14 protein-coding genes are annotated in these 15,484 nt (G+C 41.1%); 4 read left to right on the plus strand and 10 right to left on the minus strand.

The window, feature by feature from the left end:
- The first annotated feature begins 537 nt into the window (after positions 1 to 537).
- On the plus strand, positions 538 to 1,614 hold the full coding sequence (locus IQ244_RS30970) for a leucine-rich repeat domain-containing protein (protein ID WP_193900507.1): 1,077 nt from the start codon (positions 538 to 540) through the stop codon (positions 1,612 to 1,614).
- Between the two features lie 39 nt (positions 1,615 to 1,653).
- Here IQ244_RS30970 and IQ244_RS30975 read toward each other — a convergent pair whose 3' ends face one another.
- From IQ244_RS30975 to IQ244_RS30990, 6 genes are all read right to left on the minus strand, one after another.
- Positions 1,654 to 3,366 carry a DUF4157 domain-containing protein gene (locus tag IQ244_RS30975; RefSeq protein WP_228059268.1) on the minus strand — a complete coding sequence of 571 codons (1,713 nt, stop codon included), beginning with the start codon at positions 3,364 to 3,366 and terminating at the stop codon, positions 1,654 to 1,656.
- A 94-nt stretch (positions 3,367 to 3,460) separates the two neighbouring features.
- A complete protein-coding gene (locus IQ244_RS33295) occupies positions 3,461 to 4,225 on the minus strand; it encodes an ATP-binding protein (RefSeq protein ID WP_322746145.1) in 765 nt (254 codons plus the stop codon).
- A gap of 23 nt (positions 4,226 to 4,248) precedes the next feature.
- Positions 4,249 to 5,511, minus strand: a complete 1,263-nt coding sequence (locus IQ244_RS33300; RefSeq protein WP_322746146.1) for a hypothetical protein — start codon at positions 5,509 to 5,511, stop codon at positions 4,249 to 4,251.
- Between the two features lies 1 nt (position 5,512).
- Complete coding sequence (locus IQ244_RS30985; RefSeq protein ID WP_193900508.1) at positions 5,513 to 6,679, minus strand: cysteine desulfurase family protein; 1,167 nt, start codon at positions 6,677 to 6,679, stop codon at positions 5,513 to 5,515.
- 2 nt (positions 6,680 to 6,681) lie between these two features.
- A complete protein-coding gene (locus IQ244_RS33135) occupies positions 6,682 to 6,816 on the minus strand; it encodes a hypothetical protein (protein WP_265578968.1) in 135 nt (44 codons plus the stop codon).
- A gap of 234 nt (positions 6,817 to 7,050) precedes the next feature.
- Positions 7,051 to 7,770, minus strand: coding sequence for a Uma2 family endonuclease (locus IQ244_RS30990; protein ID WP_193900509.1), 720 nt, complete (start codon positions 7,768 to 7,770; stop codon positions 7,051 to 7,053).
- 399 nt (positions 7,771 to 8,169) lie between these two features.
- On the opposite strand from IQ244_RS30990, the gene serA reads away from it, so the two are divergent.
- The 3 genes from serA to IQ244_RS31005 all read left to right on the plus strand — a co-directional run bounded on the left by serA (position 8,170) and on the right by IQ244_RS31005 (position 12,885).
- On the plus strand, positions 8,170 to 9,750 hold the full coding sequence (gene serA / locus IQ244_RS30995; protein WP_193900510.1) for a phosphoglycerate dehydrogenase: 1,581 nt from the start codon (positions 8,170 to 8,172) through the stop codon (positions 9,748 to 9,750).
- A gap of 74 nt (positions 9,751 to 9,824) precedes the next feature.
- Complete coding sequence (gene prmA / locus IQ244_RS31000; protein WP_193900511.1) at positions 9,825 to 10,739, plus strand: 50S ribosomal protein L11 methyltransferase; 915 nt, start codon at positions 9,825 to 9,827, stop codon at positions 10,737 to 10,739.
- A 526-nt stretch (positions 10,740 to 11,265) separates the two neighbouring features.
- Positions 11,266 to 12,885 (plus strand): vanadium-dependent haloperoxidase, encoded by a 1,620-nt coding sequence (locus IQ244_RS31005; RefSeq protein ID WP_193900512.1) that lies wholly within the window; start codon positions 11,266 to 11,268, stop codon positions 12,883 to 12,885.
- Positions 12,886 to 13,017: 132 nt separating this feature from the next.
- Here IQ244_RS31005 and IQ244_RS31010 read toward each other — a convergent pair whose 3' ends face one another.
- The 4 genes from IQ244_RS31010 to IQ244_RS32825 all read right to left on the minus strand — a co-directional run bounded on the left by IQ244_RS31010 (position 13,018) and on the right by IQ244_RS32825 (position 15,010).
- Complete coding sequence (locus tag IQ244_RS31010) at positions 13,018 to 13,278, minus strand: SemiSWEET transporter (RefSeq protein ID WP_015112981.1); 261 nt, start codon at positions 13,276 to 13,278, stop codon at positions 13,018 to 13,020.
- Between the two features lie 103 nt (positions 13,279 to 13,381).
- Positions 13,382 to 13,765, minus strand: a complete 384-nt coding sequence (locus IQ244_RS32815) for a hypothetical protein (protein WP_228059269.1) — start codon at positions 13,763 to 13,765, stop codon at positions 13,382 to 13,384.
- A gap of 78 nt (positions 13,766 to 13,843) precedes the next feature.
- Positions 13,844 to 14,041, minus strand: a complete 198-nt coding sequence (locus tag IQ244_RS32820; RefSeq protein WP_228059270.1) for a hypothetical protein — start codon at positions 14,039 to 14,041, stop codon at positions 13,844 to 13,846.
- A 108-nt stretch (positions 14,042 to 14,149) separates the two neighbouring features.
- Positions 14,150 to 15,010: a hypothetical protein gene (locus IQ244_RS32825; RefSeq protein ID WP_228059271.1), complete on the minus strand. Its 861-nt coding sequence runs from the start codon at positions 15,008 to 15,010 to the stop codon at positions 14,150 to 14,152.
- Positions 15,011 to 15,484: the final 474 nt, after the last annotated feature.

Consider the following 15,484-nt stretch of genomic DNA (forward strand, 5'->3'; position numbering starts at 1 on the left):
TGTTGGGTGAGCGTCTCGACGTAAATGTTTCAGGATTTGTAATTCCACATCCATTGCCCTGCTTACCTTCCAGAGTTTTTTCTTTTAATCCTTTTATTTAGAATACTCGGAAAGTGACAGAAGAGGGATAATCCGGTTAAGCATGGTTTGGTGCCTTGTCCTCATTTATGGGAATATTCAAGTTTTCACAAATGGGTGGAGCGAGATAGGTATCAACCGGATTGGGGGTGTTGTTGTGGGGGGAATTTACCACAAGTTCCAGATTTTGGAGATTTAGAAGATCGAGTAGGCGAATAGTAGGGTAGGGTGGGCAATATTCCTTTTGCCCACCCTACAAGATCTTTTCTATTTTGTCATTTTTATGACAAAAGCAATTAGAAGATGGGAGAATTGTCATTAATCTAAAAATAAATATAATATTAATTCCTTGACTGGTTTTGTACGGATTATTAGACTATTTTTGTTTTCCGTATCAGAATGATTTCTTATAATTGCAGCATAGCCGAGTCAGGCTAGGGTTCAGTAAAGGAGGCAAGAATGGACAATCAAGAGTTGCTAGAACTTATTGTTAAGGCAAATACGGAGCAGTGGGAAGAGCTAGATTTGAGCGATCAGGGAATAACAGAGTTGCCTCCAGAAATTGGTCACCTGACTAACCTTACAGAACTTTATCTCAACCAGAATCAGCTTACTCATCTGCCGCCGGAGATTGGCAACCTGATTAACCTGACAGAACTTTATGTCGTCAATAATCAGCTATCATGTCTGCCTCCAGAAATCGGACAACTCGCTAATCTTAAGCAACTTTACTTGTGGAACAATCAGCTATCATATCTGCCTCCAGAAATTGGACAACTGATCAACCTCAGAGAAATTGATCTGAGTGAGAATCTATTTTTGCAACTGCCTTCTGAAGTCTTAGAGTTGACTAATCTGAAGCGACTTGAACTTAGTTCTAATCCCCGACTCCATCTCTCATCAGAGATTGGAAAACTTACCAATCTCACACACCTGAATCTAGCTGATAATCATCTAGAGCAACTACCTGCGGAGATTGGCAATCTGACTCATCTTAAACAACTCAAGCTCATCTCTAATCAGCTGGCAGAACTACCGACGGACATCCTAGAGTTGAATAACCTTACAGAACTTTACCTCAATGCTAATCATTTACAGCAATTGCCTGGGGCGATCGCAAAACTTACCCACCTGATGCGACTGGAACTTGGTTCTAATCAGTTGACGCAAATACCACCAGAGATTGGCAACCTGACTAACCTCTGGCATTTAGATTTGAGTGTTAATCAACTCTCACAACTGCCTGAAGAAATTGTACATCTGACCAACCTCATAGAGTTTAACCTGATGAATAATCAGCTCACCCAACTCCCACAGGCGATCGGACAATTAACCAACCTCAAACAGCTTGGACTCAATTATAATCAGCTGAGACAATTACCTACGGAGATGGAAAAGCTAACTAATCTTACTCATCTTTACCTGGAGAATAATCAATTTCCTTTCGACATCCCCGCCGAAGTTCATCATCTGTCACCTGCCGAAAAGATAGCATACATCCTGCGACAACAAAAACAAGCGGAGCGTGTCACATAAACCCAGGAATTACTCTGCATTTCTCAAAAAATTACTATCTTAGACGGCGAATGGACCAGGACAAGAAGTTACTCTCTTATTGTTAATGTTAATGTAGTTGAACTGGACACTGGCACCCGGTTCTGGGAAAGGTGGATCGATAGATACAGGGGGTATGACTGCGCTTTGCCACGGAACAGCGTCAGTTGCCACATCACTACCGCTAAGAATGGCTGCTGGGTTAAAGTTCCATAAAATCATATCAACCTGGATCTCGGTAGCGTATGTATTCACCAATGCGCTGGCAGCTGTGTGGAGAGTACTACCGGGGCCAGTGGGAATAGTTTCCGTATGTGTACCACCAGGAACACCATTAGTATTAGGATGCAGGTTCAGATTTTGATAGAGATTGTCCACGGAGTTATGAATGCTATTAATGACGGTAGCTAGATTTAGACCATAGATTGGTTGTACTCTATATTCTACAAGGTTGACAAACCTGAATTTGAACTCGTTGATCCCATCATATAGCGAAGTATCATTTCCAGTTATCGCTACAGCGTTGTTAACAAACGCTGCCGGAAAGGTGTTAGCAACACTGGGCTTGTAATACAATTGACCTGTACCGTTCTTGCCTATTTGATCTGTACTGTTCAAGGTATTCGCTAAAGTATTACCTGCCTTGACTCTCCAACTTTGGAATTTCACATATCCTTTGGCAAATGATTCTACACGATCCGTATGCTCTCCATTGTAACTTTGACGACCAGAAAAAATGTTAGCTGAAACATTACTCCCTTGAGCCAGGAATGAGTTAACGGCGTGCATCCGGGTGTAGTTGTTACCTTGAGCTAGATCGTAATTCAGGTCAAAACGTATCCTAGTGTGATGAGGTGGATAGTCTAGACCTCCCATATCCTCATACCCTTGAGTTAGATCAGCAAAGCCACCAGGAGAGGGAGGATTGGAAATCGTCCCCAAAGTGCCGCTATTTAACACTTCTACATCGGTTGGATTGTTTGTGGTATTTTGTGCTATAACATTGAGATTTGCGGCATCATACGCGGCAAAGTTGCCTACAGGATTTGTTGCCAGCTGAATCACCTGTGTACTTTGAGCTTGTACGACTTTTACTGGGTGATGATTGTCGTTTTGATGATTTGTTTTCTGGAGAGTAGATTTGATTTGCAGAGCTTTCTGACCGATTGTGTCTGCTTCTCGTTCTAGTCGATGATCGTCATTAATCGCAATTCCTGCCCTTTGAATTGTCGGTTTGACTCTGCCCTGCTTTTGTTGTACGATATGCCATGCCTCATGGGGCAAATGCTGTTCCTGTCCTGATGCTACATGAATCTCTGTCCCTTGAGCATATGCCAAGGCGTTCAACTCAGCTGGTTTGGGTGAATTGTAATGTACTCGTACATCGTCCATCGCCAAGCCTGACAGGTTTTCTATCCCTGTCTTCAGGTTGTCTGGTAATCCGGTATGATTCACGTGCTGTGCTGTGGTGTTGATCCGTTGCAATATATGTGTTGGTGTCTGATCTGCTGACTGCTCGTATTTATCTCCTGGCGCGCCGATCGCTAACTTAGCTTGCACAGGCGATTGCTCCCCTGCTGGGTTGAAAATAGCGAACTCTGGCATCTGACTTTTGTATCCCTGCGTTCCTGGCGATTCTTTCCTTTCCTCTGCTTTTGGCTGCACCACAAAGGGACGAGATACCAAGGGATTAGCAGCCGAAGATTTCTTTTGTGATGCTTTATGAGTTCGCATATTCACACTCCTATCGCAGCCAAATAATACTTTATTCTCTCACCTTGCTCAGTAACATCAATTAGACGATTGGTGAATTGTGATTAAGCAAAAATCATGATATCCATCCCTTTACTTCTACATCAGTTAAGGGTCTTTCCATCTTGATATACTCACTTTTCGCGGCTTGCAGGATATGTTTCATCGCCACAGGTTCATCGGTATCGGCTGCTATAAATGCAGCATTCAAGGCAATATTGCGGATATTTCCGCCAGCGACACTCAGCTTGGCTAATTTCTCAAAATCTAAATCTGCGGTTGGGGTTTGACTGGGATACACCCGTCGCCATATCTCGGCGCGTTGTTTAACATCGGGGAAGGGAAACTGCACAATAAAGCGAATGCGGCGGAGAAATGCCTGATCTAAGGAGGCTTTTAAATTGGTGGTGAGAATTGCCAAACCTCGGTAGGCTTCCATGCGTTGCAGTAGATAGCTTACCTCAATGTTGGCGTGGCGATCATGGGAGTCTTTGACTTCTGTACGTTTACCAAATAAGGCATCGGCTTCATCAAATAGTAAAATTACTCCTCCCCCCTCAGCAGCATCAAATACGCGCCGCAAATTCTTCTCGGTTTCGCCAATATACTTACTCACCACCGCACTCAAATCAATGCGGTAAACATCGAGATTGAGGGTATTAGCTAACACCTCCGCCGCCAAGGTTTTGCCTGTACCACTGGCTCCGGCAAACATGGCGCTGATTCCTAAACCCCGTCCGCCCTTACCAGCAAACCCCCATTGTTCATACACTTTGGAACGTTGGCGCAAATGGGCAGCAATATCTTGTAACACTCCCAACTCATTGGGCGGTAATACCAAATCTTCCCACTTCGCAGTTGCTTCTATACGTTGCGTTGCGCCAATTCATCCAGGCGGGGACGGGCTTGGCTACGACAGGCATCCCAGAGGAAAGTGCTGAGTGGGGAGTGCTGAGTGCTGAGTGCTGAGTGGGGAGTATTTAATACTTCCCCTGCTTCCCCTGCTTCCCCTGCATTCCATCTGCCTTTGGCTGCGGTACAAACTGTTTGAATACCAGAAGCACTGAGGTTAAAGTGGGAAACTAGACTATCAATCTGTCCTTTTTCAGTGGGGGATATTTCACTTAGGGCAGTTTGCCAGACTTGACGCTGTTCGGCTGGGCTGGGGTGATTCACATCCAAGGTGAGTAGAGGAGACTGGATGGCTCGACGACGCTCTAAACTGGAGATGATTACGGGAGCATTTAGGGTGTCGAGTAGCTGATTGATGTTATTTTCTTTTTCCCCATCTGCTGATTCGGTGGTGCGATCGCAATCTAATAATATCACCCGCCGATATAGTAGCCATTCTCTTTCCCACAAACACCGCACAATATTTAGTTGATCAATGTCACGGGGTAAGTTCTGTGTCGGGATACTATATACTGTTAAGCCTAATATCTCACAAGTTTTTGCGGCGATCGCTTTTTTGCTGACTGCTTCTGTACCACATAGTTGCAATATCGGTAACACGCGCTGTGCTTGAGTAGCTTGCACCCAAGCAGTTGCCATCTGTTTAGCTATGGCTATATGGGATGGTACTAAGTCTTCTATCTGTAATGGGGATGCACCCATTTGCGCCAATCGCTCATCTACGGTTGGTAATCCTGCCAAGTAATGGACTATTTGCTCATCCAGGCGTAAGGGCGAAATTGTCAAGGCATTGGTTGATCCCATTTCAATTAATCGCCAGCGTCGCAAGGGTGCATCATGGGTGAGTGCGCCCCAATAGGGAGAAGATGAGATAGATAATGCCAAACTAAAGGTTGGATATTCTAATTGTGGCTGTCCTTGGGCTTTAGCACATAGTTTCCCCCAACTACGATCAATTTCCATCCCTGCACACAACAGCACAATCTCGCGCTCTAATACTGATAGCTTAAAGATTTGACACAGTTGTTCTAAGGCGGGAGGTGTTTGAGCAAAAGCCGGATATTTTTCTATATATATGTCTGTATCCCTATTTTCCTGTCCCTGTTCCTTCCCTTCAATCAAACGCTCTAAAACTTGACGGGTTTGGGAGATTAAATCCATCAAGTAACGCTGATTTGCAATATACCAATTATCTGCAACAGGTTGGGGCGGCATTTTATACTAAAGATTTTTGTTTGCGTAAACTTTGAATGGTGGCGATCGCACATTTGGCTACTATATCAATTTCCTCGGCAGTGTTAAACCTGCCAATGCCGAACCGCACAGAGGCGTAAGCTAGTTGCTCAGAATTTCCCAAGGCTGTGAGAACATAAGAAGGTGCGGTGACAGCCGATGAACAAGCCGAACCGGAAGACACCGCCATCACAGGTTGCAGTCCTAAAGAAAGTGCAGCACCATCAACTCCCGCCACGCTGATATTTAAGTTTCCCGCTAGTCGTTGCGTTGGGTGTCCATTAAGGTGAATTCCTTCTAACTGTGATAGTTGTAACCACAAACTTTCTCTCAATTGAGTTAAGCGTGCAGTTTCGGCTGCTTGTTCGGCTAAAGCCAGTTCTACAGCTTTGCCAAAACCAACAATTTGCGGTGTGTATAATGTTCCCGAACGCATTCCTCGTTCATGTCCACCGCCATGTTGTTGGGGTGCTAGTTGGACTCTGGGGTTGCGTCGGCGAACGTACAATGCACCGATACCCTTTGGCCCGTATACTTTATGGGCAGTCAAGGACATTAAATCGATGTTCATTGCCTGGACATCTAAGGGGATTTTACCAATAGCTTGGGCAGCATCTGTATGAAAAATGATATTGCGATCGCGGCAAATTTGGCCAATGTCTGCTAAAGGCTGCAACACGCCAATTTCGTTATTCGCCGTCATCACTGATACCAAAATTGTTTCTGGACGACAGGCTGTTGCTAATTCATTTAAATCAATCAGTCCATCTTGTTGAACTGGCAAAATTGTAATTTCAAAACCCAGACTTTTGAGATACTCGCAAGGGTCTAAAACTGCTTTATGTTCAGTTGCGACAGTAATAATATGCTGACCTTTTTGAAAGTAAGCTTCTGCTATACCTTTAACGGCTAAATTATTCGCCTCTGTTGCACCGCTAGTAAAGACAATTTCTTCGGGTGTGGCGTTAATTGCTGCTGCTAATATTTCTCGCGTTTGTTTGACAGCCGCTTCTGCTTCCCAACCATAAACATGATTAATACTCGCAGGATTACCAAATTTTTCGATGAAATACGGCAACATTGCTACTAATACTCTTTCATCCACAGGTGTAGTAGCATGACAATCAAGATATATCGGACGGTTAGACATAATTAACTTAAAACTTGACTTAATTTTTCAATAATTTTTTTATTCGCGAAGGCAATTTCTAAAGATTCTTTAGTGGCGATCGCAAATGGTTCACGATACAATCCCGCTAAATCGAATAGTGGTGATAGTATCACCATTTTGACAGCATTTTCTAAGATTGGTGGCGCTTAACTAAACTTAAAAAATTAGCTTTTACTCTATCCAAATATTGTTGCTCTAAATTTTCCAGCCATTCTGTGAAAAATCTCTCATCTTCTGAGATTTAGAGACTAAATCTTGACTCTAAATAGGCAAGTCAGATATTTTGTACTTGGACGAATTGAAGCATATTAAACATCATGAATTTGGATGAATTCTGCCCAAATTAACTTTTAATCAAGAGTATCTGGATCTATACCCAAAGCTCTTAATTGTTCTGCTAATTTTTGAGCGCGTCTTGCTTCTTGTTGAACTTGTTGTTCTGCTAACTCAGCGCGTTTTTGTGCTTGTTTAATTTGTTCTTCGGGTGTGGGATATCTGTTCCCGGCTTCGTCATACCAATAAAGCCATTCTCTAGTTACACCGCAGTAATTTCCTCGTTCACAACCAATTCCCAAGCCGATTTCTGCTAACCAAACAAGATTTCCTGGTTGTAATTCATACTTACCATTCACTAACTTATGTACTTCCAAACGAGGTTTGCGGCGACGACGAGGAGAATAAATCACATAATAAAGTACACCTAAATCCTGGTATTTATTTAATTTATCGCTGTATTCTTTACGATAATTTTGCGAAACTACTTCTAAAGCCAATATTGGCAGAACATTTTCATCCCATAGCACATAACTGGGACGTAGTTCTTCATCATAGAATCTTTCTACACCCAAACTCAAAAATCCATCTGGGACAATTGGTGGTTCATCAGGGTCATAATAAATACCCATATCTATGCCAAATAACCAGTCCATCCTGTCTGACCAAAGTATTAACAGGATAGCCTTGAGTAACCCTGGTATTAATTCTTGCAGTTCATTATCCACAGGAGTTTCATCAGAATCTGGTAGTTCTTCAGCGGAGGGCAAGTACCTCGGCAAGTTGTACTCTAACATGGCTGGTTTCCTTAAAACTTACGGACACTTGGCTTTAGTCTATGAATCTGCGCCAATATCCTCACCAGAATTATAGCGATTTCGGATGAACAGGTTACAAGAGGAAAGTTTTATACTTCCTGCTCCCTCGTATCCATAAGTATTAACGATTAATAAATATCTTGGTTTTTTGGCTCTCTTATTGGTTTATATTTACCAAAGGGTGTATTAACAGCCACTCATTTTCACAGACTAGGAGGCAGTGCCATACTATCCCTTCAACTGACACTCTAATATCAACATCAAAAAGATGGCAATCTAAATTGATACTGAACAGAATATTTTTGCTGAATTGCAGCGGATAAAGACTAAACTAAAAAGTCTTGTGCAGCAAAACCTATAGATTTAAATGAAGTAATCATGTCCAAGGTTCTCGTCTCCGATCCTATTGACCAAGCTGGAATTGACATTCTATCCCAAGTGGCTACTGTTGATGTCAAAACTGGTCTAAAATCCGCAGAATTAATCGAAATTATTGGTGATTACGATGCGCTGATGATTCGTTCTGGCACAAGGGTAACAGAAGAAATCATTGAAGCTGGCACGCAGTTAAAAATTATTGGTCGTGCTGGTGTTGGCGTGGATAATGTTGATGTGCCTGCTGCTACACGCAAAGGAATTGTTGTAGTTAATTCTCCTGAAGGGAATACGATCGCAGCGGCAGAACACGCACTGGCAATGATGTTGTCATTATCTCGCCACATTCCCGATGCTAACGCTTCTGTCAAACGCGGTGAATGGGATCGCAAAACTTTTGTAGGTGCAGAAGTTTACAAAAAGACTCTCGGTATTGTCGGTTTAGGTAAAATCGGTTCCCATGTTGCGGCTGTGGCTAAGGCAATGGGGATGAAATTACTAGCGTATGATCCCTTCATCTCCAACGACAGAGCCGAGCAAATTGGCTGTCAGTTGGTAGATTTGGATTTACTGATGCAGCAAGCTGACTACATCACCCTCCACATTCCCAAAACTCCAGAAACTACCCATTTAATCAACGCCAAAACTCTAGCAAAAATGAAGCCCACAGCGCGGATTATTAACTGCGCTCGTGGTGGGATTATTGATGAAGCAGCTTTAGCCGCAGCGATCAAAGAAGGTAAAATTGCTGGTGCAGCTTTGGATGTGTTCGAGTCAGAACCTCTGGGTGAATCGGATTTGCGATCGGTTGGCAAAGATATCATCCTCACCCCCCACTTAGGAGCCTCCACGACAGAAGCCCAAGTCAATGTAGCAATTGATGTGGCTGAACAAATCCGTGATGTACTGCTGGGACTCCCTGCACGTTCCGCCGTCAACATCCCCGGACTTGGTCCCGATGTCTTAGAAGAACTCAAACCCTATATGCAGCTCGCGGAAACCTTGGGTAACTTGGTTGGTCAGTTAGCTGGCGGTCGAGTCGAAACATTAACCGTCAGATTGCAAGGCGAACTCGCAACTAATAAAAGTCAGCCCTTAGTGGTAGCATCCTTAAAAGGTCTACTTCACCAAGCTCTGCGGGAACGGGTAAATTACGTCAACGCCAACATCGAAGCCAAAGAACGGGGAATTCGCGTCATTGAAACACGAGATGCTTCTGTGCGCGACTATGCTGGTTCTCTGCGTCTGGAAGCCACAGGTACTTTAGGAACTCACTCAGTTACTGGTGCTTTGTTAGGTGAAAAAGAAATTCACTTAACAGACGTTGATGGCTTCCCAATTAACGTTCCCCCAAGCAAACACATGGTGTTCACCTTACACCGCGATATGCCAGGAATTATCGGTAAACTCGGTTCTCTCCTCGGCAGTTTTAACGTCAACATTGCTAGTATGCAGGTAGGACGGAAAATCGTCCGGGGTGATGCAGTAATGGCTTTAAGTATTGATGATCCCTTACCCGATGGTATTTTGGCTGAAATCACCAAAGTACAGGGAATTCGGGACGCGTATACAGTAACTTTATAAGGCAAAAGTAAAAGGGCAAAAGTAAAAAGAACTCTCTTTCTTTTGCCTTTTGCCTTTGAACGTTTAACTTTTTTATGGCAAATACTTGGTGGGAACTGCAAATTTTATGTGAACCAGAGCTAGAAGATTCGATCTTTTGGCGGCTGGAAGATTTTGGTAGTCGGGGGACAGCGAGTGAACGCAAAGGGAATTCTTCACTAGTTAAGGCTTACCTACCGCAATTTCAAGCCCAGTTATTAGATTTAGCAGCATTAGCGTTAAGGTTGCGCCAAGATGCTTTGTGTGTCGGAATGTCTGTGCCTAGTTTGCATTGGCAGTTAATTGATGAAGAAGATTGGGCTAGTAGCTGGAAACAATATTGGCAACCCCAGGAAATTGGCGATCGCTTTTTGATTAACCCTGCATGGCTACCACTACCAGAAACAGACCGTTTGGTGATTCTCCTTGATCCCGGTGTGGCTTTTGGGACAGGGAACCATGCGACAACGCAACTTTGTTTAGAAGCCCTAGAAATGCGCCTGAGCGAAGTTCCCCAATCGTTTGTCGGAAATCAAGAAAGGGAACCAGTCACAATTGCAGATATCGGTTGTGGTTCTGGTATTTTATCCATCGGTGCAATTTTGCTGGGAGCGGAAAAAGTCTATGCGGTAGATAATGATCCCCTAGCAGTACGATCAACTTTTAGCAATTGCACCCTCAACAACGTGAGCCTAGAACGCTTGATTCCCGCCGAGGGTAGTGTAGAGGTTTTGAGCAAAATTATCGACAAGCCAGTAGATGGCATTGTCTGTAATATCTTAGCTGAAGTGATTATTCAGTTGGTTCCTGAAATGACTGCGATCGCTAAACCGACAACTTGGGCTATCTTTAGCGGCATTTTATTAGAGCAATCTAAATCAGTTGCAGATGTATTAGAAAAACATGGTTGGGTAGTTGCAGCTTTGTGGAAGAAGAAAGAATGGTGCTGTTTAAATGTGCGGCGTTCTTGATTAATTAAAAGCTATAGCTTTTGCTAAAAATATCAATTCCATCAATTTGATAGCAGAGGTACAATTGTTTGTACCTCTGTCTTTTGGTATATATTTTTATCAAAATTTTATCTGAAATAGCTAATTTCCAATTTGTAGTTATACTTTTTGTCCAATTGGTCATTAAAAATCTCTATCCAATGCTAGGCAAATTTCAAATATTAAAAAAATAGAAAAATCATCTTCTTTTCCGAAATACTCAAAAAACAAATAGTAGATATACGTGTGAATAAAACACACTAGTTTCACAAGTTAAAAGTAATTAATTTTGCTTGTAGCTACAAGTGTGATTGATTCATTAATTCATACCTGAAATCTTTACAATAATCTTGCCATTTCTGAATTGATCAATATCAGTTCAACCCTCTATACGCTTAGATATTTGAGGTAAAACAAGCATTGGCAACTATAAATTTATCGAGATTTTCAGGAATACTTGTTTATCAAGTAAAAAGCCCAAAAAATTAAATTTTCTGAGGAAATTTTCATGAATAACGACAATAAAGAACGCTCTTCTCGTCAAGAATGCCAAGAACTAGGCCCAGAAAACAATAGACAGCGCCGTAGATCATCGCGCCGAGTTCGTCGTGAAGCATCACAAATAGCCTTTAACCGAGGTGCGTCTGAGCATATTTGTAATGGGGAAGAACAAGATTATCGCGGTGCAAATGGAAAACCTAACTATATTGCTAACTTCTCTAAAGGTTTGCCACATAACGAACTAGGAGAAGTCCAACCAGAAGCTTATCAATCTCTACTCAAAGCTCTCGAAAGTGGCAAGCCACAAGACTTTGAAGCTATCCAGTTAGGTGGTGGTCGCAAATTGACTAACCCCCAAGCAGGTTTAGGCTTTGATTTAGAAGGCCCCGATGGCCATGCACTCGCCATACCTCCAGCACCTCGCATTGACTCAGCGCAAAACTCTGGAGAAATGGTAGAACTTTACTGGATGGCGCTACTACGGGATGTCAACTTTACCGAATATACAAATAATCCCCTAGTTGCAGAAGCCACAAATGATTTATCGAAATTGTCTGATTGTCGTGCGCCAAAAATTGGTGGAAAAGTTACCCCTGCTACTATTTTCCGAGGTATTTATCCTGGTGATTTAGTAGGCCCATACATTTCTCAATTTTTGTTGAAAGATATTCCCTATGGTTCTCTAACCATCTCTCAAAAGCAGAAAACTGTAGCCCCAAATATCGATTACTTAACAGATTACAATTCTTGGCTAAGTATTCAGAACGGTGGCGCAGCTAAACAAGATGTTTTTGACCCCACACCTCGTTATATCCGTAATCTGCGAGACATCGGTCAATATGTCCACGTTGATGCACTTTACGAAGCTTACCTCAATGCCTGTCTGATTTTATTGGGATTAAATGCTCCCGTAGATCAGGGTAATCCCTACAGAAACTCGAAGACTCAAATCGGGTTCGGTACTTTTGGTGGCCCTCACATTCTCAGCCTTGTCACGGAAGTAGCAACCCGCGCTTTAAAAGCTGTATGGTTCCAAAAGTGGTTCGTACATCGTCGCTTGCGTCCTGAAGCATTTGGTGGACTAATTCACAACCAATTGACTGGACGTGCAAAATATCCCATTAATGCGGAAGTTTTGCGCTCCAGCGCCTTAGAAAAAGTTCACAGCCGTTACGGTACTTATCTCCTACCAATGGCCTTCCCAGAAGGCTCTCCCACCCATCCCGCCTACGGTGCTGGACACGCTACAGTAGCAGGTGCTTGTGTCACCATTCTCAAAGCTTGGTTTGATGAGTCTTGGGTAATAACTCAGCCAGTAGTTCCTAACGCTGAAGGGACTGAGTTAATTCCATATACCGACGCTGGTGCAGATAAGCTAACTGTAGGAGGCGAACTGAACAAGGTTGCAGCTAATATTTCCCTTGGTCGTGATGCTGCTGGTGTTCACTGGCGCAGTGACTATACAGAGTCCCTGAAACTGGGTGAACAGCTCGCAATTGGCTTGCTGCAAGAACAGTCAATTACCTTTAACGAAAATCATTTCTTTACCCTGACTAAATTTGATGGTCAGACAATCAAAATATCCCCTGAAGAAGTGAAATATTTAATGGTAGAAAACGATGATTAATCTCTAGCTAATCATCACAACTAGTTCAAAATTAATCATTCCCCTTAGAGAAATCTGAGGGGAATATCACAATTAGTAATGGATTTAATTTATCAATATTTAATCATATAAATGATCCTCAAACTGTTAAATTCAATTTGATTTATATCTGATTTTCAAGCATAAAATTATCAAGTTAAAAATAAATGATATGGCGTTCGCAAGAATAATTGGTAAAGCTTGTAAAGCAATACCATAAACCAACCATAATAATAAGCCACTCATAAATGTAATCAACATCACAAAAGATACATCTTTTGCTGATTTGCTTTTCCAGGTTTTAAACATCTGGGGCAAAAATGCAATGGTAGTTAATGCCCCAGCAACTAATCCTAAAATTGTCAAAAAATCCATTATTTTGTGAATAATAGCAGTAAATTATAGTGCAATGTTTATCCTAAGATTTAACAGTACATCAGGATAATTTTAACATAACATCTACCTTTACATTTTTTGGTTATTCATGAGTTTTTATTTTGCTCAGATAAGATTTAGCCCAATCATAGCGTTGTGAATCTTTTCTTAGTAAATATGCTGCTGCTTCGCAACGTTTTTCTTCATCTTTTGTACTGCGGAATATTCGTTTTAATTCGGCATCTATATCTTCAATATCAGCACCGCGTTGTATTGCTTCTTCAAACCAATAATTCCCTTCTTCATAGGCGTATTTATCATAACATATAGCACCCATTAATGTGTAAGGTTGATGGCTATCAGTCTGATGTACCATAGCTTCTTTTGCACAGGTTTCAGCCTCATTTAAGTTATCTATATCTCTGAATGCCGCACCTCTAGTAACTAAAATAGCCGATTTAAGATTACCTTCTTTAATTTTATTCAAATCTAGGTTAGTCAGTTTTAAAGCTTGTTCTGGTTTATTTGCTTTACGCCAATAACTACTAGCCGTAGGTATATTCCATTAGTTACCAGTCCGCTTAAATTTCTGCTCATAAAACTCCGCTTCTAATCTAGAATGTGCGATCGCAATCTTACCATCACGAGATAACATATTTTTTTCTATTAATTGAGTAACTAATAAAATGTCTAAGCGTTCTTTTTTTTCTAGTTTTAGCATAATTTCGTAAAATGGCTGCATTGGTAGGGTGGGATCTATCAATCCATATTTTCTTTTGAGGATAGCAAAGTCTTTTTGTTTAGCTAAATTTATAATATCTTCACGCCCATTATCTTTTAGCTATTCAAATTCTACTTCACTTAGTAGTTTTTATAATTCTATCTTTGATTTTAAATAATCAGCATATTTTTTATTCACAATTTTTAGAGTTTCTAGTAATTCAAATTGCCTTAAAAAACTAAAGTCATCTTCATTTACATAATTTTCTGTCTCCAGGCATTTGAGTAGCAAATATAGATAATTATTAGGTGATATATCTTGATACTGAGTAGCTTTATACTTTACCTTTAATGTGGCAAATTCTAGTTTTTGTTCAATTTCCTCCGCAATGCGAATAGTTTCTATCAGTTCTTGCTTTTGTAACCAGTAAATTTCTTCATAATTTAGTTTTTTATCTGCATCAATTTTTTTTAGAATTTGATATAACTTACTAGCCAGATTTGCATCTATTTGTTTATTTACTTGATATTTAACTTTTAGTTGGTTAAATTCAGCCTGCTTTGCAGACTCTTGCTGTTCAAATATTTCAATAGTTTCAAAAAGCTCATGATTTAGCAACCATTCGTATTCAAGTTCACTTAAACTCGCTGCTGTGTCTATTTTCTGGAGAATTTTATAAAGTCGGCTATCAGGGGATGAATCTTGAGACTTGGTGGCTTGATATTTTTTCTTCAAATCTAGAAAGTTACTGATCTCTTTAACAATTGCTACTGTTTGATTTAAATTATTTTCGTGCAATAACTCCAATTCGGAATTGAGCAAATTATTTCCAGATTCTAGCTTCCAAACTATAGGGTATAAAAAACTATCTACAGAATATTCCCAAGGTTTAGCAACTTTATATTTACTTTTTAAATTGGAAAATTCAGCTTCTAGTCTTTTTGCTTCTCCAAGGCTATATTGCTGAATCTGAATAATTTCAATTGTTTCAAATAGCTGATTCTCTTGCAACCAATCAAACTCTAAATCGCTAATTTTAATCCCTAATTCAACTTTTCTGAGTATCAGGTACAGCAGATTGGAGGGTGATGAATCTTGATAATTAGTTGCTTGATATTTAGACTTGAGTGCAGTGAAGTGTTTAAGCCGAATTTCTGATTCTGTATCCATGTTGATAGTAGGTGCGATCGCACTTAGGTAGATGTGTTATACCAATTCACCAAAATCTTGATACACATACAAGAACTCGTAGGGGCAAACGGCTGTTTGCCCCTACACATGTATTTGCATCATCCATAAAGTGAAATGGTATTATCCCTCTTTTGTTACTACGGGGAAAGTATAATCAGAAAGAAAACCAGAAACAGTAAGTAAGAGGGATGGTTACGCCGCGTAGACAAGCAGTAAGCACAGTGGCATTCATAGATAACTATTGCCAACACTATTATTCATTGTTTGAGGACGTGAGGCATTTTGAAGCCTTCA

It is taken from the genome of Nostoc sp. LEGE 06077 (assembly GCF_015207705.1).
Lineage (GTDB): Bacteria > Cyanobacteriota > Cyanobacteriia > Cyanobacteriales > Nostocaceae > Nostoc_B.

Excerpts from the sequence above, each read along its gene's own strand:
- IQ244_RS33300 (WP_322746146.1), bottom strand. The coding sequence starts at position 5,511 with ATGCCGCCCCAACCTGTTGCAGATAATTGGTATATTGCAAATCAGCGT.
- IQ244_RS31010 (WP_015112981.1), bottom strand. The coding sequence starts at position 13,278 with ATGGATTTTTTGACAATTTTAGGATTAGTTGCTGGGGCATTAACTACC.
- IQ244_RS31005 (WP_193900512.1), top strand. The coding sequence starts at position 11,266 with ATGAATAACGACAATAAAGAACGCTCTTCTCGTCAAGAATGCCAAGAA.
- IQ244_RS30975 (WP_228059268.1), bottom strand. The coding sequence starts at position 3,366 with ATGCGAACTCATAAAGCATCACAAAAGAAATCTTCGGCTGCTAATCCC.
- IQ244_RS30985 (WP_193900508.1), bottom strand. The coding sequence starts at position 6,679 with ATGTCTAACCGTCCGATATATCTTGATTGTCATGCTACTACACCTGTG.
- IQ244_RS30970 (WP_193900507.1), top strand. The coding sequence starts at position 538 with ATGGACAATCAAGAGTTGCTAGAACTTATTGTTAAGGCAAATACGGAG.
- prmA (WP_193900511.1), top strand. The coding sequence starts at position 9,825 with ATGGCAAATACTTGGTGGGAACTGCAAATTTTATGTGAACCAGAGCTA.
- IQ244_RS30990 (WP_193900509.1), bottom strand. The coding sequence starts at position 7,770 with ATGTTAGAGTACAACTTGCCGAGGTACTTGCCCTCCGCTGAAGAACTA.
- IQ244_RS33135 (WP_265578968.1), bottom strand. The coding sequence starts at position 6,816 with ATGGTGATACTATCACCACTATTCGATTTAGCGGGATTGTATCGTGAA.
- serA (WP_193900510.1), top strand. The coding sequence starts at position 8,170 with ATGTCCAAGGTTCTCGTCTCCGATCCTATTGACCAAGCTGGAATTGAC.